Source organism: Rhodococcus sp. F64268 (assembly GCF_023015605.1).
In the GTDB taxonomy this organism is placed as follows: domain Bacteria; phylum Actinomycetota; class Actinomycetes; order Mycobacteriales; family Mycobacteriaceae; genus Rhodococcus.
This window is the reverse complement of the sequence record NZ_JALKAI010000002.1, coordinates 295,856-317,801: the sequence shown is the minus strand read 5'-3', so window position 1 is coordinate 317,801 and position 21,946 is coordinate 295,856. Positions and strand designations below refer to the sequence as shown.

Here is a 21,946-nt window from a genome sequence, read left to right as displayed (position 1 = left end):
GGCTACAACGCAATCAGACAGACACCGCCCTTCACGAGGGTTGTATCTGTCTGCGCGGTTTGTAGTTTCGTCGGTGCGTTCCTGTCGGCTGTGTTGGTCAGGAGTGGCGAAAGCCTTTGCCGGTGCGGTCGCGGGGATCCGGCTCCAGGCCGAGGAACTCCGACCGGATCCGATCCCACGCCTCGAGGTGCTCCCACACAGGTGTCTCGGTCAGTTGCTGCATGTTGGTGAGGAACGGGGTGGGCAACATGACGGTGAGCATCTGCTCGTCGCGGCCGTTGAACAGGCGTAAACCCCACGATGTCGGTGCGTCGTCCTTGCCGATCCTGCGGTACAGCTCGGCGCGGTTGCAGCGGCGGATACGGCCGAGTTCAGGGCCGCTTGCGGTGTGCTCGCCGATGCACAGATGGAAATGCCAGCGACCGAAGTCGACGGTCGCATACCCGTCGTACATCGAGATCTTCTTCGGGGCGTTGGGCGCCGCCACCTCGAGCGCCGAGCCTTCGATGAGCAGACCGAACCACATGTCGTTCCAGTACTCGTCGAACAGCAACCGCGTCAGCCGCAGCAGTGAGTCTTCATCGGTGGGAAGCGACCAGCGCTGTTCGCGACCGCCGTCCTCTGTGTCGACGATCTCGGGATCGAATACGACTGTCACAGAATCTCCTTCGTCGATGCTTTCGGTGGGCTGGGGAAGGCGCAATCGCCGCACACTCCGCCCCCGGGGACGCGGTAATACAGGCAGCAACTGCGCCGCCGGCCGGTCGAGCGGACCAGCGCGCCGACCAGACGAGGATCGTCCAGGAGGTTGTCGACGTGTGTCTGCGCTGCCTCGCCGATCACTCGTCCGGCCCCGACGAGCGCCGATGCGGAATTCCCCCACATCAACCCGGGGGCGACGATGTCGCTCCACGCCTCGATGAGTGGTTCGAGCTGGTCATCGAGGACTTCGTCGGTGGCCGAACCGAATTCGGGGTCGACGATGTGCAGCCGCAGACCCCCGTCGTTGCGCCACAGCAACGTGTCCGGGTCGAGTCGGACACATCGGCCGGAGTCGACGACCGAGCCCAACGCAACGGACCACATCCGGGCGGCGTATCCGAAGAACAGAGTCGACGCGGCCACTCGCGTCTCCCTGGTTCTCATCCGGTGCGCCGTGTCCGACACCAGAGGGTCGCGAACCGTACAGTCGCGCAGGGCGGAGGTCGGTTGCCACCGGGTGTCCGATACCGGACCGGTGCTCACCGCGAAATAGGGACTCGACGCGGCAATGCGTTCGAGTACTGCAGCAGCATCAGGCACGGCTGTCCTCCGGCTCGAGGTCGAACACCAGTGTGCGCGGTTCGAAGCGCATCCGCCCACGATCGAATGCTGCCCCGATACGCCCTGATTCGGCCAGCGCAGTGGGGGAGTCGCAGGTCAATGTCCGGTCGGCGTCGAGCAACCACATCCGGTCCGACACTCGCAGGGCGAGCTCGAGTTCGTGGGTGGACATGATCACGGCGAGGTTCTGTTCACGAGCGAGCCGACGTAGCACGTCGACGAGCTCGACTCTCGAGGGAACGTCGAGAAACGATGTCGGTTCGTCGAGTACGAGCAGCGAGGGGTCCTGAGCGAGCGCGCGGGCAGTGAGCGTGCGTTGCCGCTGCCCATCGGACAGCTCGCTGAATTGCCGGGACGCCAATTCTGCCGCGCCGACCGCGTCGAGTGCCCAGTCGACCGCGGCCTTGTCCTCCGGGGAGAGTCGTGCGCTGGCGGGGAGGTGCGGCGTCCGCCCGAGGGAGACGAGTTCGCGTACCGTCAGCAGACCCGGATCGATACGCTCGGTCAGGACCACGGAGATACGGGTCGCGAGGTCTGCGGGACGGATCGACGACAGGTCGTCGCCGTCGATCAGCACCTGCCCGCGCAGCGCCGGTTGCAGCCCGCACAGGGTGCGGAGCAATGTCGACTTCCCTGCTCCGTTGGGGCCGACCAGCGCGGTGAGTTCACCGCGGCGCGCGACGGCATCGAGACCGGTCGCGATCTCGGTGACGCCGCTTCTCCGCAACGTGCGACGGCGTGTGTAGCCGATCGTCACCTCGCGCAGTTCCACACCGTTCATCACGCTGTTCACAAGGCCGCTCCCAGCGCTCCACGCCGGCTGCGCACGAGGACGATGATGACGACCGGCGCGCCGACGAGCGCGGTCACCGCATTGAGTGGGAACACCGTGTCGGTGCCGGGCATCTGGCTGGCCACACCGCACACCAGGGCCGCCACCGCACCGAACAGCGCGACTCCGGGCAGCAGTACCCGATGATCGGAAGTGCCGAATGCCATGCGCGACAGGTGCGGAACGATGAGCCCGAGGAATCCGATGGGTCCACAGAAGGCGGTGGTGACGCCCGCGAGCAGTGCGGCCGACACCACCGTCGTCAACCGGACGACGCGGATATCGATGCCCATGGACCGTGCGTATCCCTCACCGAGGAGCAGCGCGTTCAGGGCCCGCACCGTCAGGAGCGCCACGGCTGTGCCCCCGATCACCACGGGTATCAGCAACTTCAGATCCGACCATGTGGTCGCGGTGAAACTGCCCAGTCCCCATACAAGGAACTGCTGAGCGCGCTGCGGGTCGGCGTAGACCAGGAGTACGGAGACGACCGCTGTGGTCGCCGATCCGAGCATCACACCGATGAGCAGCAGTGTCACCGCCGAACACACCCACCGCGACAACACCACGATCAGCATCAACACGGCCGCTGCGCCGAGCGCTGCAGCGATGACCACTCCCGTGCGGCCGAGCCCGGCGAGATTCGCTGTGAATCCACTGGCTCCTCCGCCACCTGCCATGACGACGAGCGCGACGCCGAGACTCGCACCCGAGCTCGCACCGAGGATGTACGGGTCGGCGAGCGCGTTGCGGAACAGGGTCTGCATCTGCAGGCCGGCGATGCCCAGTGCCGCACCCACCGCGACCGCGGTGAGCGTGCGAGGTAGCCGGAGGTCGCGGATCACCATGTCCCAGCGGGGATTCTGCGCGTCCTGTCCGAGCAGAACGCGGAGAGTCTCGTCGAGTGGCACCGTGACCGATCCCACCGTCACCGATACGACGGTGGCGACCACGAGCGCCGCGATCAGTGCGGCGAACGCCACCGCGACGCGCCGGGCACGGACCGGGGGAGCGGAGGTCTCAGTGACTGCCGGTGCCGCGTCGAGCACGGTGGTCATGCCGGCAGTTGCTGATAGAACGTGCCCTCGTGATCGGGCAGCAGCTCGGGATGCAGGACTGCGACCAGGTCGGACAGGACCAGGTCGGGTCGCAGCACCCCACGTTCGTAGAAGTCGTTGCCGCCGCCCGGTCCGAGCGCCTTGTTCGCGTTCCACACCTGACCGGTGCCGACCGCCGCGAGGTCGCCGTAGCGTTCGTCGTCGGCGAGGGCGTCGCCGATCGAGGTCCAGCTGTTGGCGACAAGCCAGGTAGGTGCGTCGGAGGACTCCGCGACCACGGCCTCGAAGTCGAGGGGCAGTGACCCGGTACTGGTGACCTCCTGCCACGGCCACGTGGCACCCGCATCGCTGAACAGACGGCCCATGTAGCTGCCGCCCGACGACATGTACCAGGTGCCCTGCGACATCCCGCCGAGCAGCACCGGTGCGGGTTCCGCTCCCGCAGCCTTGTCGGCCACCTCCAGGTAAGCGCTGCGGATTCCGTCGTAGACCTCGGCTGCGCGGACCTCCGTCCCGGTCAGTGCCGCCATCACCTTGATCCACTCGGCGCGACCCAGCGGCGAGGCTTCGAGCCACTCGGCGTTCGCGACCACACCGATCCCGGCTTCACGCAGCTGCGCGTATGCGGGGTCGTCGGTGCCACCGGTCATCACGACGTCGGGTGCGGCGACGACGACGGCCTCGGTGTCGATGGTGCCGCCGGCCGCGTATTCGGCGACGTCACCGGACGCGATCCGATCGACGACCGAGGTGTCACTTACATAGGATCCGTTGGACACACCGGTGAGTACGTCGAGCACGCCGAGTTCGGTGACGAGCGGCAAGTGTGTCGTCGATCCCGAATACAGACTGTCGACCGGCACCGAGATCTGTTGGGCGTCGGCCAGATCGTCCGACAGGTCCGGTGCCGGTGCACCACACTTGACCAGCACATACGACTCCGGTTCTGCGCCCGGGTACGGCTCGTCGACAGTGAGCACCTGGTAACTGTTCTCGTAGGTGATCGAGAAATTCTCTGCGTCGACGACCTCGGACTTGTCGGGGAAGTAGTCGACGCTCGGATCGAAGTCGGTGATACATCCGTCGGGGGCGGCGGTGTCGGTAACGGTGTCGGTGGTGTCGGTCGAGCAGCCGACGAGGGCCAGACCCGTGACTGCCGCAGCGCTGAGAAATCTGAGTGGAACGGCGCGAGCGCGCATGGCGAAGACGCCCTTTCTCGGGGAGGTCCGCCCCGTCCAGGTGAGTGCGGCGACGTGAGTATCTGGCTCCCGGGAGAATTGTTCCCCGGTCACAGTGGCGGGACCGCGCCGGAATCGCACCGGCTTCCTCAGGTGTCGTCGCATAACGACGCCGGGAACCTAACACGGGCCAAGACGGCAATACGGACCGGGTTCTCGATGGTTATCGTGGAGGGACCACAACGATCGAAAGGACCGGTATGGGTGTCAGCTTGGCCAAGGGTGGAAACGTCTCGCTTTCGAAGGAGGCCCCGAACCTCACGGCGGTGACGATCGGCCTGGGCTGGGACGTACGCGCAACCACAGGCACCGACTTCGACCTCGACGCCAGCGCTCTGGTCGCGGGAGCAGGCGGCAAGGTGCTCTCCGACCAGCACTTCGTCTTCTACAACAACCTTCGTTCGCCCGACGGGGCCGTGGAACACACCGGCGACAACCTCACGGGTGAGGGCGACGGCGACGACGAATCGATCAACATCGATCTGGTTGCATTGTCGGCCGACGTGCAATCGGTGGTGTTCCCGGTGTCGATCCACGACGCCGACGCGCGTGGCCAGTCCTTCGGTCAGGTCCGCAACGCGTTCATCCGCGTCGTCGATCGCTCCAACGACCGCGAACTCGCCCGCTACGACCTGACCGAGGATGCCTCCACCGAGACTGCGATGGTGTTCGGTGAGCTGTACCGGCACGGCGGCGAGTGGAAGTTCCGTGCGATCGGTCAGGGCTATGCGTCCGGGCTCGCGGGGATCGCGCGGGACTACGGCGTGAACATCGGCTGACCCGCATCGATCAACGAGCGAGGGGTACTCGGACGGCCCGAGTGCCCCTCGCTTCATTCGTTCAGCTCTCGGCCCAGAGTTCCTCGGGCAGTGGGGATCCCAGCGTGTATAGGCGTACGTCGCGGGAAGCTGGGATTCGGTTCGTGCAGAATCACTTTCAGTGTGATCTCGTCCACCACCTCGGTGGATGCGACCTGGGGAGCCTGGCGGATGGCAGTGGATCCGAGACCTCGACTCGCCTCAGCGCACAAGCTTCCACTTCGTCTCGTGGCGGTAGAAGGTCGACCGCTTGAGCGCGCGAGGATTGGGGACACCGTCGCGGGCGAGGAAAGCCTCGGGAGAACCGAGCTGGACAGCCCTGCCCGTGAGCCACTTGTAGCCGCCGAACCATCGGGCCCGGTCGACGGCGGCGCGTAGTCCCGGCATCTGGGGAGTCGGCTCGATGCGGATGCCGGGCACCGTGCCGGAGAACAAGCGGGTGTCGTCGACGTACGCCTCGCCCACGAGCCCGTTCTCGTCGCCGCGGACGAGCGCGCGCCCCACGAGAGCCACTCCCGCGTCGTCGCGGATGAGCGGGATCGGCTTCGCCTCACCCTGTAGTGCGATGGACGCGGCCTTCGAACCGGTGCGCAATCCGTAGGCTTCCGTCGCGGGTGTCCGCGACTCGGGGACGAACGCGACCTCGATCCCGAGGCGGTCGGTGCGCATCAGCCGTGTCAGTGTTGCCGCGAATGCAGCGTCGTCGCCCACGATGATCAGTCGGGGGTCGTCCACCGACTCGATGTGTGCGAACACATCCTCGAAGTCGTCCTTCTCCGGAATCGCAGGAGCCGACAGCGCGGTTACTGAGGTGAGTGCCAAGGGGAGTGGCACATCGCCGCATCTGAGCACTACCGGGGTCAACTCATCTCCTCGCTGGTCACGATCGGGCGGCCGTCGGTCAGGCGTCCACTGTAATCCGAACCGGTGCCGGTCGTGGGGACCCCGGATCGTGGCGGGCCGGGCCGAGTAAACGGATACCGAAACCGGAGCGCGGTCGATGGTGGACTACACTGTGGTCCCGGCTGCTGCCCGGATTCGGGCAGGACCCTGCAGGCGAGACCGCCCGCACGAAGAACCCTGCCTGAGGAGCGCGAAATGCCGGCAATCGTCCTGATCGGAGCCCAGTGGGGCGATGAGGGCAAAGGCAAAGCAACCGATCTGTTCGGCGGACGTCTGCAGTGGGTCGTGCGTTACCAGGGCGGCAACAACGCGGGCCACACCGTCGTGCTGCCGAACGGTGACAAGTTCGCGCTGCACCTGATCCCGTCGGGCATCCTCACTCCGGGTGTCACGAACGTCATCGGTAACGGTGTCGTTGTCGATCCCGGTGTGCTGCTCGAAGAGCTCGCGGGCCTCGAAGAGCGCGACGTCGATACCTCGCGTCTGCTGCTCTCGGCCGATGCGCACCTGATCATGCCGTACCACGTGGCCATCGACAAGGTCACCGAGCGCTTCCTCGGCGCGAAGAAGATCGGCACCACCGGCCGCGGTATCGGCCCGTGCTACCAGGACAAGATCGCACGTGTCGGTGTCCGTGTCGCTGATGTCCTGGACGAGAAGATCTTCACTCAGAAGGTGGAGGCGGCCCTCGAGTTCAAGAACCAGGTGCTCGTCAAGATCTACAACCGTAAGGCCCTCGATCCGCAGCAGGTCGTCGACGAGGTTCTCGGCCAGGCCGAGGGATTCAAGCACCGCATCGCCGACACACGTCTGCAGCTCAATGAGGCACTCGAGCGCGGCGACACCGTGCTGCTCGAGGGGTCGCAGGGCACGCTGCTCGACGTCGACCACGGCACCTACCCGTACGTGACCTCGTCGAACCCGACCGCCGGCGGCGCCGCTGTGGGCTCGGGTATCGGGCCCACGAGGATCACCACAGTTCTCGGCATCCTCAAGGCCTACACCACGCGTGTCGGCTCGGGTCCGTTCCCGACCGAGCTGTTCGACAACCACGGCGAATACCTGGCCAAGCAGGGCGGTGAGGTGGGTGTGACCACCGGTCGCGCGCGCCGCACCGGCTGGTTCGACGCGGTCATCGCCCGCTACGCCACGCGCGTCAATGGCATCACCGACTACTTCCTCACCAAGCTCGACGTGCTGTCGGGTCTCGACACCGTGCCGATCTGCGTCGGCTACGAGGTCGATGGTGTGCGCGTCGACGACATGCCGATGACGCAGACAGGCATCCATCACGCCAAGCCCATCTACGAGGAAATGCCCGGCTGGTGGGAGGACATCTCACACGCCCGTACCTTCGAAGAGCTTCCCAAGAACGCACAGAACTACGTGCTGCGTCTCGAGGAGCTCTCCGGCGCGTTCATCTCGTGCATCGGTGTCGGGCCGGGCCGTGACGAAACGATCGTCCGGCGCGACATCCTCGCCTGATCGGGGCATTTGCCCGGAAACGCCGCATGCTGGACGCGACCAGGACGGACGCGCGACAGTGGAGTGCATGGTTCGTACAGCAGAGGTGAATGCAGCCGGGCCGCGTAGAGCACGCCCGAGAGCGCTCATGGTCGCCGTCACCGCCGCGGGACTGATTGCGGCGGGGCAGGGCACCGCGCACGCTCAACCGGAATCGACGCAGCTGGCGCCTGCCTACACGATCGGTCACGGATCCTCCGGGTCGATCGCGGTATGTATCGGCCGGCTCGATGTCGAGGTGTACCCGTCCGAGGAGGGCCCCGAGCCGTACGTGGTCCGGCTCGAGAGTAACTTCGTCGGTGTCACACCCGTCTGTTTGGTCGACGGCACGTTCACCTGGCACAACCTCGATACCGGAGCCTCCGGATCGGATGACTGGGCGCTGTCCGGCTGGGATGGGCCGGAAGCGGGTACCGTGCGCTATTTCGACCCCGGGCCAGGGCGCGTCGAGGTCACTATCGCGCCGGCGACACCACACCTGCCGGGTGGGGGCGAGTTCACGGCGTCCTGAGCGCGAATCTTCGAAGGAGACAAGGAGTTACGGGCGGTTCTCGGTCCGGTCGTGTTTCTCGACGAAGCTCAGGAACCGCGGGATCACCTGGTCGGGGTTCGCCCACAGTAGGTCGTGTCCCACCCCTGGCTGAATCTCGACGTCGGCCGACGGGATGTGCTTGCGGACGCGTGCTGCCTGGATCTCGGGATCGTTGGTGATCGTCTCGGCGCCGAACAAGACCAGTAGCGGCGCCGCGACACGGGCCAGTTCGTCGTCGGTGATCGTGCGTTCCCACGGCACGCCCATCCGATATTTCACTCCGGCCACGATCATCGCGAATTCCTCGTCGGTGGGTGCGTACCCGGGCATCATCCACTTGTTGAACTTCCGGAGCCGCTCGGCTGTCGGCCTGACACCCATGAGGAGGAACTTCAACAGCACTCTCGCGCGCGGCCTCGCGAACGTGGCGCCGCCCGGCTCGAACAGGGTCACGCTCGCCAGCCGCTCGGAGTGGTGTGCTGCGATGTTCATGGAAATCCAGGCGCCCATCGAGTTTCCGGCGAGATGGATGCGCTCCTCGCCGAGTCCGTCGAGTAGTTCGACCATCCATCGGGCCAAGTCGGCGCCGTCCGCGAGAGGCGTTGTCTGTGTGCTGCGTCCCGCCCAGCCGATGACGTCCGGTGTGTAGACAACACGGTCGCGGGCGAGGTCCTCGATGAATGAGGCCCAGATCTGCCCGTTGCCGGAGATGCCCGGAAGCAGAAGAAGCGGTATGCCGTCCCCGCTTCCGGATCGGCGCACATACGTTGTGCCGAAGGGTGTTTCGATGTTGATCTCGGTCGACGATATGGGCCATTGCGCCGCGAGAGTGTCGTACGCGCGCATGAATTCGTCCCTGGCCTCGTCGTTCTTGAACTGCCCGATCTTCGGCATGCGTCCCCTCCATTCTTCATGGTATGTGCGTATCACGTTTATGATACGCACATACCAGCAAGATGGGGAAACGTCCGGAACGAAAGGCTGAGCAACCCGTGCCACGATTGGTCGACCATGAGGTGAGGCGACGGGAGATCACCGACGCCGTGCGCCGTGTCATCGTCGCGGGCGGATTGGAAGGAGTGACCTTCCAATCGGTCGCGGCGGAAGCGGGGATATCCGTGCGGCTCGTCCAGTACTACTTCGGTACCAAGAAGGAGTTTCTCCTGGCCACCCACCGGTCGGTGATGGAAGACGCTGGAGCCAGGTTCGGTGAGCGATTGGCGGCGCAGGGTGATGCTGCCCCGCGTGAGGCGATCCGCACGATTCTCACCGAACTACTTCCGCTCGACGATCGGCGCCGAGAGGAGGCGATCGTGCTCGGAGCGTTCAATTCGGCGGCGATCGTCGGCCGGGGGCTCGCTGCCGAGGAGACCCATGCGGCACCGCGTGCGCTCGTTGCGATCGTCGCCCACCACCTGGGGCGGGAGGGGGATCTGCCGGGCACGATCGATCTCGATGCCGAACTCGTTCTCGCCGCCGTCGGTGGCCTCGCGCAGGGCATGTTGGCCGGTGTCTACGCCGAGGGTCGCGCGGTTGAGCTCGTCGACCACCTGCTCGATCGAACGGTGCGTCGTTCCTGATCTCGAGCCTTGCGGATCACGTCGTGTTCACCGCGCGTCGGCGTCGACGGGCCGGTCCGGGGCATGTTCCGAGGAGTCCCACTGGCCTGTCGTGTAGCAGTCCACTATGCGCGATACTGGACCGGTGATCACACGCGCGATAGGAGCCAGTTCGCTGGTCCGCGACCTCGGAAACTGGCAGGACACCGGTGACGTGCGCTCCGCGTACAGGGCCCTCGCCGACGGCATCCGCCTCCTCGTTCACGACGGCCGTGTCCCGCAAGGCGTGGCACTGCCGAGCGAGCGGGAACTCGCGTCGGCCTTGTCGCTGAGCCGCACCACCGTCACCTCGGCGTATTCGGCGCTGCGTGACGAGGGTTACCTCCGCAGCAGGCAAGGTGCGCGCAGTACGGTCGCGATGCCTGCGGGCGGGGCGCGTGCCCGCAATGCGGTCAAGACGGGGCCTCCCGGCGTCGATGCGATCGACATGAGCAACGCGTCGCTCCCGGCCCCCGCTGCCGAGATCGAAGCCGCGTACGAACTGGCATTGCGATCGATGTCGGTATACCTGTCGTCGCACGGCATGGAACCGATCGGTGTGACGGAGCTGCGTGAAGTGATCGCACGCCGGTATCGCGAACGCGGACTGCCTACCTCGCCGGAACAGATCATGGTCACCAGCGGCGCCCAGCACGCTATGCGGCTGCTGCTCGGTGTGCTCACCGATCCGGGCGACCGGGTGATCGTCGACCATCCGACCTATCCGAATGCGCTCGAAGCGATCCGACGGCACGGTGCACGTCCGATCCCGGTGCCGGTCCGACCGGAAGCCGGACCCTCCGGCGGGTGGGATCTCGGTGCGCTTGCCAGTGCCTCGCGCCAGACCGCCGCGCGCACAGCGTTTCTCGTCCCCGATTTCCACAACCCCACTGGTCTGTGTCTCGACGAGGACGGTCGCGCCGAACTCGCGCGCATCATGTACGACGCACGGATGACTCTCGTCGTGGACGAGACGATGGTGGATCTGTGGCTGGATGCTCCGGCACCCCCGCCTGTCGCGTCGTTCCCGGCCGGTTCCTCGGTGGTGACGATCGGATCGACCGGCAAGTCCCTGTGGGGCGGGCTGCGCGTGGGGTGGATTCGTGCCGACCGTGAGCTGATCGGCCGGCTCACCGGCGCACGGTCGGGTGTCGATCTCGGTACACCCGTCATGGAGCAGTTCGCCGCCGCACATCTGCTGTCGGACGTCGAAGAGCTTCTCGAACAACGACGTACACAACTCCGGGAGCAACGACAGGCGCTGTGTGAGGCACTCGACGACCGCTTGCCCGACTGGCAGTATACCGAAGGTCAGGGCGGGATGTCGCTCTGGGTGCGGATGCCCGAACCGGTATCGACATCCCTCGCTGCCATCGCGCCGAGCCACGGTGTACTACTCGCGGCCGGACCGCGTTTCGGGGTTCAGGGAGCCTTCGAACGATTCCTACGGTTGCCGTACACGCAGCAGCCGGACTCACTGCGCCACGCCGTGGCGATGGTCGCCGACGCATATGCCCAGGTAGCGCAGGGCGGTGACATCGAGGTGTCTCGGCTCGTCGTCTGAACGCTCGGCGTCTTGGGGGACAGGAAGATTCGAGATGTCGTTCGGGTTCAGGGGTACGGGAGGACCGAGGCGCCTCGTGCGTCGAGCAAGAGGGACATCGAGGCCAGTTCCTGCTGTTGTTCGTCGACCATCGACAGCGCCCTCGCTCGCACAGCCGGGACGGCGGTGGTGTCCAGTGCCGCCGCTGCCATCTCGATACCACCCTGGTGGTGCCGGATCATCAACTGCAGGAACAACACCTCGCGTTCGGGGCCTGCCGTCTCATGGAGTCGCGTGAGGTCCTCGTTCGACGCCATACCCGCCATCACGGTGTGATCGCCGTGGCCGCCCTGCGACGCTGCCGCCTGAAAGGGTGCTCCCACGAGTTCGAGCCAGCCGGTGAGCGTACCGATCTCCCGCCACTGTGAGGCACGGATCTGACCGGCCACGGCACCGACATCGGATGACACAGCGGTACCGAGAAGATCGACCATGGTGATGGCCTGCTGGTGATGGACCGACATGTGCTGCGCGAACTCCACGTCACGATCCGAGAGTTGCACCATCGCCGCGTCCGGGTGCTCGCCGTAGCTACTTCGGCCGATGAGGAATCCGGTGGTGAGACACACAGCGACGAGGAGCGCCGTGACGGCCGGGAGCAACCATGATCGGGTTCTCATCGCGAGGGATAGACGGACGGGTCGAGTTGCAACGCCATGAATCCGTTGTCCATGCACGTCACATACAGCATGTCGCCGTGGAACTCGGGTGGTGACAGACACCAGTCGGCAGACAGGTCGGCTCCGACCAGCCGGCTCTGATCGTTGATGACCCCATCCGCGCCGGTCTGGCCCTGCATCAATGCCCGCGCCAGCGCGAACGTGCCGATCACCGGCGGTGCGGCGATCGAGCCGAGTGTCGCATGCAGCGAGTTCGGCAATTGCCGATGCTTCCCGGTCTGCGCGGGCGGATTGAAGTAAGCGATCTCCCGGAACCGATCCGGATCGCTCACATCGAACACTCGAATGCCGGATTGAATCCAACTGCACGCCATGGTCGAAGGATCGTCTACTCGGTCGACCGAGCAATAGTGGGCGTCGTAACCGAACGGTCCGTTGCTCGCATTGCTCGACGCCCACCGGTCCTGATTCTCCGGAAGATTGATGGACAGTTTCGCGCTCGTGCGCCACCGAGGGGTCGCGGGGTCGGTGATATCGAAGAGTTTGACACCGCCGGAACCGCCCTCGTCGACGGTGAACAAGTGCGGTGTGCCGTCGTAGGTGACGTGAATGCTGTGCTGATTGAGCAGCCCGTCGGTCCAGAACTTCGCGCCGATATGCGGCAGGGGGTGGCCGATCACGGTGCGTGGCGCGCGGTTCTGCACCGCGGACACGTCGATGATCGTCAGCCCGGCAAGATTGGACAGGAACATGGTGTTGCCGTCGGGAGTGAAACCCATACCGTGTGCAGCAACTCCGGTCAGTCCGCCCCACACCACCATCGGATGCGCGGGGTCGGTGATGTCGACGGCGCTGATCCACCCGGGAGCGATGCCGGAAGCCCAGTAGGTGTTGCCGTCGGGGGAGAAGTCGCCTTCGTGAGTGGTGATCGGGATCGGCATGTTCGGCAACGATCCGGTGGCAGGGTTGAGCAGGCGAGGATGGGCGCAGTCCTGCGAAATGTCGTAGACCGAGATGTATCCGGCGCTTTCGATCAATCCGACGCCGGTGCCGACGAGTAAGCCGCGTTCCTCGTGCACCTTCAACGACTCCCAGGTGCCGCCGATCATCGCGGGTTCGGTCAACAGGGCGGTGGGTATGGGGTTTGCGGGGTCGCTGACATCGAGGACCTGCACCCCGGCGTCGGGCCCGAGAAGATTGGTCGGCCACGTCGAGGCGATGTATGCGCAGTTCTCGTAGGTCGGGCTGACCGGTCCGGCCCCACGACCCTGGTACTGCCCGACCAAGTCGATGTTGCAGTTGTAGCCCTCGGTGCTGCGGCCGGATCTGCGATCATCGAGCGGGACTTCACCTTGGATACCGGTCTCGACCAGATCGCCGGGGCGGCAGTCGGCAGGCTCGACCGCTGTGGGCCACACACCGGTGAATTCGTCGAACCCGGCCGGTGGCGTCGCGTGTGCGACGGTGGAGAACGCGACCATCAGCGACATGGCCGCGAGCGCGACCCCGAGATGCTTCACCGGGCAGTCCGGTTGTTCGAAGCCAATTCGCGCAACGTCGCCGACACCTCGCCGGGACATTCGAGCGGCCCACAGTGGCCCGTATCGAACGTTCTGAGTTCGATCAGATCAGGCAATCGGTCGGCGATCCATCGGGACCGAGACGGCGGTGCAATCCGATCGTTACGCCCGGCTATGACGACGGTGGGAGCGGTCAGCGCCGCTGGGTCGACCGTGGACAGCAGACCGACGAGCATTGCTCCGTATCCGCCTCGGCCGCGCGCGGGTGTCGCGCCGATGATCCGGTCCACCTCCACTCCGACCGACCTGTCGGCGGAGGTGCCGACCGCGACGCGGGAAACCAGCTGTCTGCGTAGGGGGAGTCGTTTCGGCAGCGGTAGCCGCGCAAGCGGAACCGCGGTCTGTGCAAGCCGTCGTCGCGTGGAGACGAGGAATTCGGGTCCACGCAGGAACTGGACGTTGTCGAGAATCTCGCCGGGAGTGGTGTTGACGAGCGCGACCGACGACACGCGTTCTGCGATGTCGTCGGGATATCGCTGCGCCCAGGCCATCACGGCGATCCCTCCCATGGAATGACCTGCGACCACCGCAGTCGTTCCGCGCGGGATCGTTGCGTCGAGGACGGCATGCAGGTCGTCGGCGAGGTGGTCCATCGTGTAGGCCCCGGCGCGCGGTGCGTCGCTGCGGCCGTGACCACGATGGTCGAACGCCACCACCCGGAGTTCCTTGCTGAGTTCGCGAATCTGATTGTGCCAGAATTCGGTCGAGCACAGGATGCCGTGAGAAAGCACGATGGTGGGCGCACCGTCGGGGCCGTGGACCTCCGTATGGAGACGTGTTCCGTCGGCGCTGTGGACGTCGAGCACCGTGTGTGAGCGCAGCTTCGCATTCGGTCGGGTCTGCTCGATTGCACGACGCGCTTGCGGGACCAGCCGGACGAGCCGGGGGAGGCGCGGCACCGTCGCGCGGGACAGGGCCGCGAGAGCGTCGAACATCCGTTGCCGCCGCGGGGTCCACTCGAGTCCGAGGAGCTCGCGCAGCTCCGGTGTCAGAAGACCCGCCGTGACCGACGTCAGGATTGCGCCTGCGACCGGACGCACTGTGAGGTTCCACAGGAAGGCGAGCCCTGGAACCTGGATCGGTGGGGCCTGGGGCGAACCCGCGACCGCAAGGACCCGATCGGTGATGTCGGAACGTGAGAGCCGGGTTCTCGTCATCTCGTCGAACCACACGAGGAAATCGGCCCACTCGGCAGGCATGTCTTTGTCGCGGATGCCGTAGAGCTTCCCTACCTGGCGCATCTCGAGGTAGAACTTTTCGACCTCGCCCGGATTCCAGCCGCGTCCGAGCAGTTTCTGCTGGACGTAGACCCCGTGGACCAGGCTCGCATGTACCCAGTGGAACGGTTCCGGGTTCAACGAGCTCCAACGCGACCCGTCGGGATTCTTTCCCTTGATATCGACATGACGTTCGCGCAGCTTCCGGGCCGTTGCCAACGCCGATTCACGTCCGTAGACGACGCCCATGATCATGTCGAGGGTGCGTTGAGCGCGCCCGTAGGGGTCGGTTTCGAACACCGAGAATTCGCGAACGCCCGCCGCGACCACCGGGTGTGCGACGTCGATGAGCAGCCGGTGTGATGCACCGAGAACGAATGTCAGATCGCCGAAGACCGACCACGCGACGGATTCGGGGCCCAGCGGGGCGAGCTGCACATCGGGTGTCGAACTGGGGGCCTCGGCTTCCACCACGTCAGTCATGAGACTACTAGTAGCACAATCGTCTCAGCTGGGATACTGGATCTGTGACTCGTCCCGGTGCTCCGCTACCCAGGCTGTTCGAACGTGCGATCGAGAAGGCGGTGTCGCACGATTCCACAGGTAGCGACGAGGGGTTCTCGGGCAAGGACGTCGAGCAGGTGTACGACGCGGCACTGCACGTCCTGGCCGAGCGCGGTACTCGCGCGGCAACGGTCGACGACGTTGCCACGCGGTCCGGAGTCAGCCGCGCGACGCTGTTCCGGCGGTTCGGTGGCAAGGACGCACTCTTCGAAGCCGCTGTCGCCTACACGCTGCGCGGCTTCCTCTCCATGATCACCAGTGCCTTCGTCACCGTCATCGACCCCGCTGATCGCATCGCCGAAGCATTCGTCGCATGCTTGCGTCTGCGTCGTCGCCTCTTTGCCGGCAGTCACCGTTCCGGGGAGTTGCTCGCGCTCCTGTCGGCCGGAACACCGTCCCCGCTCGACATCGGTCACCGATTCATCGCCGCACGCATCGCCGCAGCGCAGGCCGAAGGGACGCTCCCACTGGGTGATCCGGACGGCCGGGCCGAAGCAGTCATTCGTATCACGCTGGGGTATCTGGTACTGCCCAGCACTCATTTCGACCTCGATGACGACGCGGTGGCCCGCGAGGTCGCACGCAGTGTCATCGCGCCCCTTGTCACCGGCGCAGGGAACTGACCGGATCTATCTCGGCCGACCCGCCGTGGGCTGTCGGTGGTCGGCGATATCGTGGATACAGGACTCGAAGCCGGGTCTGTGTTCGACGAAGTGAGGGTCGATCGTGGCCGCGCAGGATCCGCTGCAGACGCAGCGCGACGCCGGGCCCGACGTTGCTGCAGAATTGGCTGCGGCCGGATTCGTCGAGGCGGAAGAGATCGGCCGCGGCGGGTTCGGAATCGTCTATCGCTGCCGGGAGGTCGCGCTCGACCGGATCGTGGCGGTCAAGGTCCTCACTTCGGATCTCGACGTCGACAACCTCGAACGATTTCTGCGCGAGCAGCGCGCGATGGGGCAACTGTCGGGCCACCCGAACATCGTCAACGTGCTGCAGATAGGCACCACAGATTCGGGACGGCCGTACCTGGTGATGCAGTATCACCCCCGTGATTCACTCGACGCGCTGATCCGCCGGTCCGGCCCGCTGCACTGGCACGACGCACTCCAGTTCGGCATCAAACTGGCAGGTGCCCTGGAGACCGCCCACCGGCTCGGCATCGCGCACCGTGACGTCAAACCCGCGAACATCCTGCTCACCCAGTTCGGCGAACCGCAGCTCACGGATTTCGGGATCGCCCGGATACGCGGGGGATTCGAGACTGCGACCGGTGAAGTCACCGGGTCCCCGGCATTCACCGCACCGGAAGTCCTGTCGGGGCGCACACCGACGGCAGCGTCCGACGTCTACAGTCTTGCGGCGACGGTCTTCTGCGCACTGACCGGGCATGCCGCCTTCGAACGCCGCAGTGGTGAGCGAGTGGTCGCCCAGTTCGTGCGTCTGACAACCCAGCCGATCCCCGACCTACGGGCGGATGGAGTCCCCGACGAATTGTGCGCCGCGATCGAGCAGGCGATGTCGGTGGACCCGGATTCCCGGCCGTCGACCGCCGCCGAATTCGGCGAGATCCTGCGTGCCGTGCAGGCAGAGCACGGGCTTCGCGTCGATGATCTCGCAGTGGCCGGACCGGCGAACGAACCCGGTGTGGTGCAGGTAACATCAAGTGGCACAACGTCATCCGATACGATTTCCGCGAGTGGACGCGCACGTTCGCGTCGTACGAGCGGCAGGTCCACCACCCCACCCGCTCCCGCAACTCGGTTCCGTCCGCCGGTTCCTTCCCGGCGACTCGTGGCGCGGTGGAAGTTGCTGCACCTGCTCGACGACTCGCATCGTCGCCGCCTGATCGTGGTGCACGCACCACCGGGTTTCGGTAAGACGATGTTCGCGATCGAGTGGCGCTATCAACTCGACGACCAGGGTGTCTCGGTGGCGTGGCTCAACGTCGACCACGACGACAACAACGTCGTGTGGTTCCTCGCGCACCTCATCGAGGCGGTCCGGCAGGTGCGACCCACCCTCGCACAAGAGTTGGGGCAAGCACTCGACGAACACGGCGACGACGCCGAACGCTACGTTCTGGCCTCGCTGGTCGACGAAATCCATGCGGCAGGGGAGCGGCTCGTGGTGATCGTCGACGACTGGCATCGCGTCACCGATTCCGCGACCATCGCGGCCATGGCATATCTGCTCGACAACGGGTGCCATCACCTCCAGGTCATGGTCGTCGGACGCACCCGCGCCGGTCTCCCCGTCAGCCGTATGAGGGTTCTCGACGAACTTGTCGAAATCGACCACAGCATGCTCACTTTCGACGTCGACGAAACGAAGAAGTTCCTCTCCCGACACACCGACATCGTTCTCGACGACGAGATCGTCGCGGATCTCGTCGCAGCCACCGACGGGTGGCCCGCGGCGTTGCAACTCGCGTCCGTTTCGCTGCGTGGTCACGACGACCCCGCGCATCTCGTCGCGCACCTGTCCGGACGCCACCGCGGCATCGGTCAGTTCCTCACCGAGAACGTCCTCACCTCGGTCGACGACGAACTCCTCGACTTCCTGCTCACTGCCGCGGTCACGGAGCAGACGTGTGGGAGCCTCGCATCGGCGCTGAGTGGGCACGGACACGGGCAAGCGATGCTCGAAGACATCGAGGACCGCGATCTGTTCCTGCACCGCGTCGACGAGGAAGGCCGGTGGTTCCGCTTCCAGCCGCTGTTCGCCGAGTTCCTGCGACAACGACTCGAACGCGACTTTCCGGAACGGATGCCAGGGCTCCACCGGAGTGCAGCGCAGTGGTTCGAACAGCATGCGATGACGCTGGAAGCCGTCGATCATGCTCTCGCGGCAGCCGACGACGACTACGCCGTCGACATCGTCGAACGTCACGCGCGGGACCTGCTCGCCGACGGCCGTGCCACCACGCTGCTGGGGTTGGCCGCGAAGCTTCCGCGCGGCGCCGTGGCAGCGCGGCCGCGCCTGCAACTCGCCCTGGCGTGGGCAAGCATCGTCGTCCACGACACTGCGCGTGGCCAGCGTGCACTCGCCATGGTCGAACGCGGTCTCGATGCGGACAAGATCACCGGCGCCGAGGCCATCGACGTCGCCGTCGAGGTGGAAGTGGTGCGGCGCATCGTCGACGTGCGCCGCGACCGGACCGGCCCAGCGGACGGGCTCGCCGAGAGGCTCCTGGCGCGCGCGGACACCCTCGCGCCGATCGTCGTGTCGTCGGGTCTGAACGCCGCGACGTTCGATGCCGTCTACCGCGGTGAATTCGAGGAGGCACGGCGACTGCAGGATCTCGCCGCTCCGTACCACGATCTCAACGCCGGGCCGTACAACCTGATGCACGGCAACGCGCTCCTCGGACTCGCCGCACTCGAACAACTCGATCTCGATGCGGCGGGCGAACTCCTGCGAGAGGCGTGGAGATTGTCCCGGCTCGGCAGCGGTGCGTACTCGTCGTCGGCCTTGCTCGCCGGGTCGGTGCTGGGGGAGTACTTGTACGAGCAGGGAGATCTCGACGAGGCCGAACGACTACTCGACGACGGCTACGAGCTGGGGGCCGAGGGCGGCGTCGTGGATTTCAAGATTGCACGATATGTGATCGGTGCTCGGGTGAAGGCGCTGCGCGGCAGGCATGACATCGCGGCGACCCGATTGGAGGACGGTGCGCGCGCTGCCGCGACGATGAAACTGGACCGTCTTGCTGCGGCCGTCGAGAACGAACGTGTCCGGTTGGGGTACCCGATCGCACATCCACGACCGGTCGCCGAATACGGCCGACCCCGTCCCGAGACGGGAATTGCGTTGCACACCGCCCAGATCGAGGAAGATACCGCGATCCGGTTGCTGCTCACGGATCCCTCGCCCGAACACGTTGTGCTAGCCCACCGGTGGGCGAGCGAGTGGTTCGTGTTACTTCAGCAACGCGGATTCCTGCACCGCGCGCAGCGCGCTCTCGAACTCGTCGAAGAGTGCGAGAAGCACGGTGCCGCCCCGGATCGCGACTGATCCGGGGCGGCAGCGCATCATTGCGCTCGTCCGATCAGACCCAGAGGGTCGTGATGTCGGTGGCCTCGCCGGCAGGTGCCGCCGGTGTGCCCCCCGGGGTGCGGGAGAACCGCGGAGCCGGTGCGTGCTGGGTGATGCCCTCGAGCTCGATGAGTGACCCCCGCGCAGCGATGTGCTCGTTCGCGGGTGCCTCAGCGAAGGTGAGTACGGGGGAGACGCACGCGTCGGTGCCGAGGAAGATCGCCGACCACTCGTCGCGGGTCTTCGACAGGAACTTCTCCGTGAACAGCTTCTTCATCTCCGGCCATGACGCCCGATCGTTCTGGGCGGGCAGCTCGGCCGCGTCGAGGTCGAGACCCTTCAGTAACAGCGCGTAGAACTGCGGTTCGATCGATCCGACGGCCATGTACTTGCCGTCCTTCGTCTCGTACACCTCGTAGTACGGGGCGCCGGTGTCGAGCATGTTCACACCGCGTTCGTCCGACCATGCACCGCGGCCGCGGAACGCCCACATCATGTGCGACAGTGCCAGCGCGCCGTCGACCATCGCCGCGTCGACGACCTGCCCCTTCCCCGACACGCCTCGCTCGACGAGCGCGGAGAGGATGCCGAAGATCAGGAACATCGAGCCGCCGCCGAAGTCGCCGACCATGTTCAGCGGAGGCACCGGACGTTCACCCTCACGGCCGATCGCGTGCAGCACACCGGTGAGGGAGATGTAGTTGATGTCGTGGCCGGCTGCGTTCGCCAGCGGACCTTCCTGGCCCCAGCCCGTCATCCGGCCGTAGATGATCCGCGGGTTGCGTTCGAGCACCACATCGGGGCCCAGGCCCATGCGTTCGGTCACTCCGGGACGGAAGCCCTCGATGAGCACGTCGGCGCGCTCGAGCAGCGAGAGCACCTTCTCGATGTCATCGGGGTTCTTGAGATCGGCCTCGATGATGCGACGGTTCCGCTGGATTGGATCGCGCGCGCCTTCCGGCGGGATGCCGCCGGGGCGCTGCACTGTGACGACGTCGGCGCCGAGATCGGCGAGCAGCGTCGCAGCGTGTGGTCCGGGGCCGAGTCCCTTGAACTCGACGACGCGGATACTCGCGAGGGGACCCTTCTTCTCAACTGCTTCAGCTGACACTCGTCGAACCTCACTCCGATACGTAGGGACTCTCGCAACGGAGAGTACCTTAGCGAGCGTTCAACATATGGGGTGTGTCACTGCTGTGTCACTGCTCGTACAGGTCGGCCTCGCCGAGTCCGGTCGCCTCGAACGCGTCCTGGAGACTGCCGTGGCGCACGACCGTGACGACCTGGTCCTCGACCACACGGAAGGCGATGGCTTCCTCGACCGGCGTGTCGGGGTCGGACGCCCAGGTCGACGTCTCCTCGACGACGACGATGCCGTGGTGCACGAACATACGTCCCATCTCGAGGGTCACGCCCGACGAGGTCGCCCATTCGCGTAGTTCGTCGAGGCCTTGGTCGGGATCATCGTCATCGGTGGGCAACACGATGTCGTCGCTGGACAACTCCACAAGGGTCTCGATGTCGTTGCTGTTGACGGCATCGTGCCAGGCCAGAACGGTCGCGATCTCCGAGGTGCTCATACGCCCAAGACTAGGTGAACGCGGTCGGTGTCGACACGAATGTGACCCGATCTGTTGCCGACGGAGGCGCGCACGGAGCAGAGTGGTGCCATGACGATCAGCGGCCAACTCGTGAGCTTCGTGCCGAGCACCGACCTCGATGTCTCGGAGATGTTCTATGTCGACACCCTCGGCTTCAGGAAGATCGATCGGGACAACTTCACGCTGGTGATCGACGGGGGCGAAGGAGCCCCCGTGCGGGTCACCCTCGTGCAGTCGCGCGGCGAGACGGGCTACACCGCCCTGGGCTGGCGGGTCCTCGACCTCGACGAGACCGTCGAACGACTCCGGGCCAAGGGCGTCGACTTCATTCGGTACACCGGGATGGATCAGGACGACCACGATGCGTGGACGGCGCCCGACGGGCTGCGGGTCGCGTGGTTCCGCGACCCGCACAGCAACGTGCTCTCACTCATCGAAAATCACGCCTGACGTCTGTCACGTCAGGAAGCTGCCCTTCACGAACCCGGTGAGCAGCACCGCGAACCCACCGATCTCTCCGACGATGAGCGCGGCCATCGCGAGACCCAGCCCCCGAGTGGGGTGCGCGAACTGATTGGTGGTGTCGCGCAACGCACCGTGAAGGATGTAACTGGCGATCGCGCCGACGAAGAACACCACGAGTACGGCGGCAGCCGCCAGATTCACCCAGGTCGGCCACGCACTGAGCTCGACGAAGACAGCCACGAGCAGCGTCGCGAACGAATACATCAACGCCGAACGGTGCGCGATGTCCACATACGGGTGCGCGAGGTGCGTCTCCGACGTTGCCATCTGTCGGTATTTCCACACGCCCAACCCCAGCGCGAGCAGGAATATCGATCCGGCCGCGAGCAACGTCAGTTCTGTGTCGACCCCCAAGTTCATTCGGACAGTATGCGA

The 21,946-nt window shown here is 65.7% G+C and carries 21 protein-coding genes and 1 riboswitch; of the genes, 8 read left to right on the top strand and 13 right to left on the bottom strand.

Annotated features, from left to right (window positions below; genetic code table 11):
• Window positions 1–97: 97 nt before the first annotated feature.
• The 5 genes from MWU77_RS05985 to MWU77_RS05965 all read right to left on the bottom strand — a co-directional run bounded on the left by MWU77_RS05985 (window position 98) and on the right by MWU77_RS05965 (window position 4,412).
• Window positions 98–658 (bottom strand): hypothetical protein, encoded by a 561-nt coding sequence (locus MWU77_RS05985; protein ID WP_247273164.1) that lies wholly within the window; start codon window positions 656–658, stop codon window positions 98–100.
• Window positions 655–1,125: a (2Fe-2S)-binding protein gene (locus tag MWU77_RS24925; protein ID WP_247273163.1), complete on the bottom strand. Its 471-nt coding sequence runs from the start codon at window positions 1,123–1,125 to the stop codon at window positions 655–657. Before MWU77_RS24925 ends, MWU77_RS05985 begins: the two co-directional genes overlap by 4 nt.
• 169 nt (window positions 1,126–1,294) lie before the next feature.
• Complete coding sequence (locus MWU77_RS05975) at window positions 1,295–2,116, bottom strand: ABC transporter ATP-binding protein (RefSeq protein WP_308198768.1); 822 nt, start codon at window positions 2,114–2,116, stop codon at window positions 1,295–1,297.
• Entirely contained in the window at window positions 2,113–3,213 is a 1,101-nt protein-coding gene (locus tag MWU77_RS05970) for an iron ABC transporter permease (protein WP_247273162.1), read from the bottom strand. Before MWU77_RS05970 ends, MWU77_RS05975 begins: the two co-directional genes overlap by 4 nt.
• Window positions 3,210–4,412, bottom strand: a complete 1,203-nt coding sequence (locus MWU77_RS05965; RefSeq protein WP_247273161.1) for an ABC transporter substrate-binding protein — start codon at window positions 4,410–4,412, stop codon at window positions 3,210–3,212. The genes MWU77_RS05970 and MWU77_RS05965 overlap by 4 nt, the downstream gene beginning before the upstream one ends.
• A gap of 35 nt (window positions 4,413–4,447) precedes the next feature.
• Window positions 4,448–4,581: riboswitch (cobalamin riboswitch) on the bottom strand.
• Between the two features lie 70 nt (window positions 4,582–4,651).
• On the opposite strand from MWU77_RS05965, the gene MWU77_RS05960 reads away from it, so the two are divergent.
• A complete protein-coding gene (locus tag MWU77_RS05960) occupies window positions 4,652–5,230 on the top strand; it encodes a TerD family protein (protein WP_247273160.1) in 579 nt (192 codons plus the stop codon).
• Between the two features lie 240 nt (window positions 5,231–5,470).
• Here the strand turns inward: MWU77_RS05960 and MWU77_RS05955 are convergent, their stop codons facing one another.
• Entirely contained in the window at window positions 5,471–6,121 is a 651-nt protein-coding gene (locus tag MWU77_RS05955; protein WP_169687431.1) for a hypothetical protein, read from the bottom strand.
• 246 nt (window positions 6,122–6,367) lie between these two features.
• On the opposite strand from MWU77_RS05955, the gene MWU77_RS05950 reads away from it, so the two are divergent.
• Together MWU77_RS05950 and MWU77_RS05945 are read left to right on the top strand one after the other, a co-directional pair.
• Window positions 6,368–7,657, top strand: coding sequence for an adenylosuccinate synthase (locus MWU77_RS05950; RefSeq protein ID WP_169687001.1), 1,290 nt, complete (start codon window positions 6,368–6,370; stop codon window positions 7,655–7,657).
• A gap of 67 nt (window positions 7,658–7,724) precedes the next feature.
• Window positions 7,725–8,207, top strand: a complete 483-nt coding sequence (locus MWU77_RS05945; protein ID WP_169687000.1) for a hypothetical protein — start codon at window positions 7,725–7,727, stop codon at window positions 8,205–8,207.
• Between the two features lie 27 nt (window positions 8,208–8,234).
• Here the strand turns inward: MWU77_RS05945 and MWU77_RS05940 are convergent, their stop codons facing one another.
• A complete protein-coding gene (locus MWU77_RS05940; RefSeq protein ID WP_247273159.1) occupies window positions 8,235–9,122 on the bottom strand; it encodes an alpha/beta fold hydrolase in 888 nt (295 codons plus the stop codon).
• A 98-nt stretch (window positions 9,123–9,220) separates the two neighbouring features.
• Between MWU77_RS05940 and MWU77_RS05935 the strand changes: the two genes are divergently transcribed.
• Window positions 9,221–9,808 carry a TetR/AcrR family transcriptional regulator gene (locus tag MWU77_RS05935; protein ID WP_169686998.1) on the top strand — a complete coding sequence of 196 codons (588 nt, stop codon included), beginning with the start codon at window positions 9,221–9,223 and terminating at the stop codon, window positions 9,806–9,808.
• A 124-nt stretch (window positions 9,809–9,932) separates the two neighbouring features.
• Complete coding sequence (locus tag MWU77_RS05930; protein WP_169686997.1) at window positions 9,933–11,390, top strand: PLP-dependent aminotransferase family protein; 1,458 nt, start codon at window positions 9,933–9,935, stop codon at window positions 11,388–11,390.
• Window positions 11,391–11,437: 47 nt separating this feature from the next.
• Here MWU77_RS05930 and MWU77_RS05925 read toward each other — a convergent pair whose 3' ends face one another.
• From MWU77_RS05925 to MWU77_RS05915, 3 genes are read right to left on the bottom strand one after another with little or no spacing between them, the layout of a single operon-like run.
• A complete protein-coding gene (locus MWU77_RS05925) occupies window positions 11,438–12,049 on the bottom strand; it encodes a DUF305 domain-containing protein (protein WP_247273158.1) in 612 nt (203 codons plus the stop codon).
• On the bottom strand, window positions 12,046–13,539 hold the full coding sequence (locus MWU77_RS05920; RefSeq protein WP_169687430.1) for a hypothetical protein: 1,494 nt from the start codon (window positions 13,537–13,539) through the stop codon (window positions 12,046–12,048). The genes MWU77_RS05925 and MWU77_RS05920 overlap by 4 nt, the downstream gene beginning before the upstream one ends.
• A gap of 26 nt (window positions 13,540–13,565) precedes the next feature.
• Complete coding sequence (locus MWU77_RS05915; RefSeq protein WP_247273156.1) at window positions 13,566–15,329, bottom strand: alpha/beta fold hydrolase; 1,764 nt, start codon at window positions 15,327–15,329, stop codon at window positions 13,566–13,568.
• A gap of 44 nt (window positions 15,330–15,373) precedes the next feature.
• On the opposite strand from MWU77_RS05915, the gene MWU77_RS05910 reads away from it, so the two are divergent.
• Both MWU77_RS05910 and MWU77_RS05905 read left to right on the top strand, forming a co-directional pair.
• Complete coding sequence (locus tag MWU77_RS05910) at window positions 15,374–16,033, top strand: TetR/AcrR family transcriptional regulator (RefSeq protein WP_169686994.1); 660 nt, start codon at window positions 15,374–15,376, stop codon at window positions 16,031–16,033.
• 103 nt (window positions 16,034–16,136) lie between these two features.
• Window positions 16,137–19,424: a serine/threonine-protein kinase gene (locus tag MWU77_RS05905; protein ID WP_247273155.1), complete on the top strand. Its 3,288-nt coding sequence runs from the start codon at window positions 16,137–16,139 to the stop codon at window positions 19,422–19,424.
• Between the two features lie 34 nt (window positions 19,425–19,458).
• Here the strand turns inward: MWU77_RS05905 and MWU77_RS05900 are convergent, their stop codons facing one another.
• Together MWU77_RS05900 and MWU77_RS05895 are read right to left on the bottom strand one after the other, a co-directional pair.
• Window positions 19,459–20,556 (bottom strand): CaiB/BaiF CoA-transferase family protein, encoded by a 1,098-nt coding sequence (locus MWU77_RS05900; protein WP_169686992.1) that lies wholly within the window; start codon window positions 20,554–20,556, stop codon window positions 19,459–19,461.
• A gap of 88 nt (window positions 20,557–20,644) precedes the next feature.
• Window positions 20,645–21,025, bottom strand: coding sequence for a nuclear transport factor 2 family protein (locus tag MWU77_RS05895; RefSeq protein ID WP_169686991.1), 381 nt, complete (start codon window positions 21,023–21,025; stop codon window positions 20,645–20,647).
• Between the two features lie 90 nt (window positions 21,026–21,115).
• On the opposite strand from MWU77_RS05895, the gene MWU77_RS05890 reads away from it, so the two are divergent.
• Window positions 21,116–21,496 carry a VOC family protein gene (locus MWU77_RS05890; RefSeq protein ID WP_169686990.1) on the top strand — a complete coding sequence of 127 codons (381 nt, stop codon included), beginning with the start codon at window positions 21,116–21,118 and terminating at the stop codon, window positions 21,494–21,496.
• A gap of 6 nt (window positions 21,497–21,502) precedes the next feature.
• Here the strand turns inward: MWU77_RS05890 and MWU77_RS05885 are convergent, their stop codons facing one another.
• Window positions 21,503–21,931, bottom strand: a complete 429-nt coding sequence (locus MWU77_RS05885) for a hypothetical protein (protein WP_169686989.1) — start codon at window positions 21,929–21,931, stop codon at window positions 21,503–21,505.
• Window positions 21,932–21,946: the final 15 nt, after the last annotated feature.

Excerpts from the sequence above, each read along its gene's own strand:
- MWU77_RS05960 (WP_247273160.1), top strand. The coding sequence starts at position 4,652 with ATGGGTGTCAGCTTGGCCAAGGGTGGAAACGTCTCGCTTTCGAAGGAG.
- MWU77_RS05885 (WP_169686989.1), bottom strand. The coding sequence starts at position 21,931 with ATGAACTTGGGGGTCGACACAGAACTGACGTTGCTCGCGGCCGGATCG.
- MWU77_RS05945 (WP_169687000.1), top strand. The coding sequence starts at position 7,725 with ATGGTTCGTACAGCAGAGGTGAATGCAGCCGGGCCGCGTAGAGCACGC.
- MWU77_RS05925 (WP_247273158.1), bottom strand. The coding sequence starts at position 12,049 with ATGAGAACCCGATCATGGTTGCTCCCGGCCGTCACGGCGCTCCTCGTC.
- MWU77_RS05940 (WP_247273159.1), bottom strand. The coding sequence starts at position 9,122 with ATGCCGAAGATCGGGCAGTTCAAGAACGACGAGGCCAGGGACGAATTC.
- MWU77_RS05895 (WP_169686991.1), bottom strand. The coding sequence starts at position 21,025 with ATGAGCACCTCGGAGATCGCGACCGTTCTGGCCTGGCACGATGCCGTC.
- MWU77_RS05890 (WP_169686990.1), top strand. The coding sequence starts at position 21,116 with ATGACGATCAGCGGCCAACTCGTGAGCTTCGTGCCGAGCACCGACCTC.
- MWU77_RS05915 (WP_247273156.1), bottom strand. The coding sequence starts at position 15,329 with ATGACTGACGTGGTGGAAGCCGAGGCCCCCAGTTCGACACCCGATGTG.
- MWU77_RS05965 (WP_247273161.1), bottom strand. The coding sequence starts at position 4,412 with ATGCGCGCTCGCGCCGTTCCACTCAGATTTCTCAGCGCTGCGGCAGTC.
- MWU77_RS05950 (WP_169687001.1), top strand. The coding sequence starts at position 6,368 with ATGCCGGCAATCGTCCTGATCGGAGCCCAGTGGGGCGATGAGGGCAAA.
- MWU77_RS05970 (WP_247273162.1), bottom strand. The coding sequence starts at position 3,213 with ATGACCACCGTGCTCGACGCGGCACCGGCAGTCACTGAGACCTCCGCT.
- MWU77_RS05920 (WP_169687430.1), bottom strand. The coding sequence starts at position 13,539 with ATGTCGCTGATGGTCGCGTTCTCCACCGTCGCACACGCGACGCCACCG.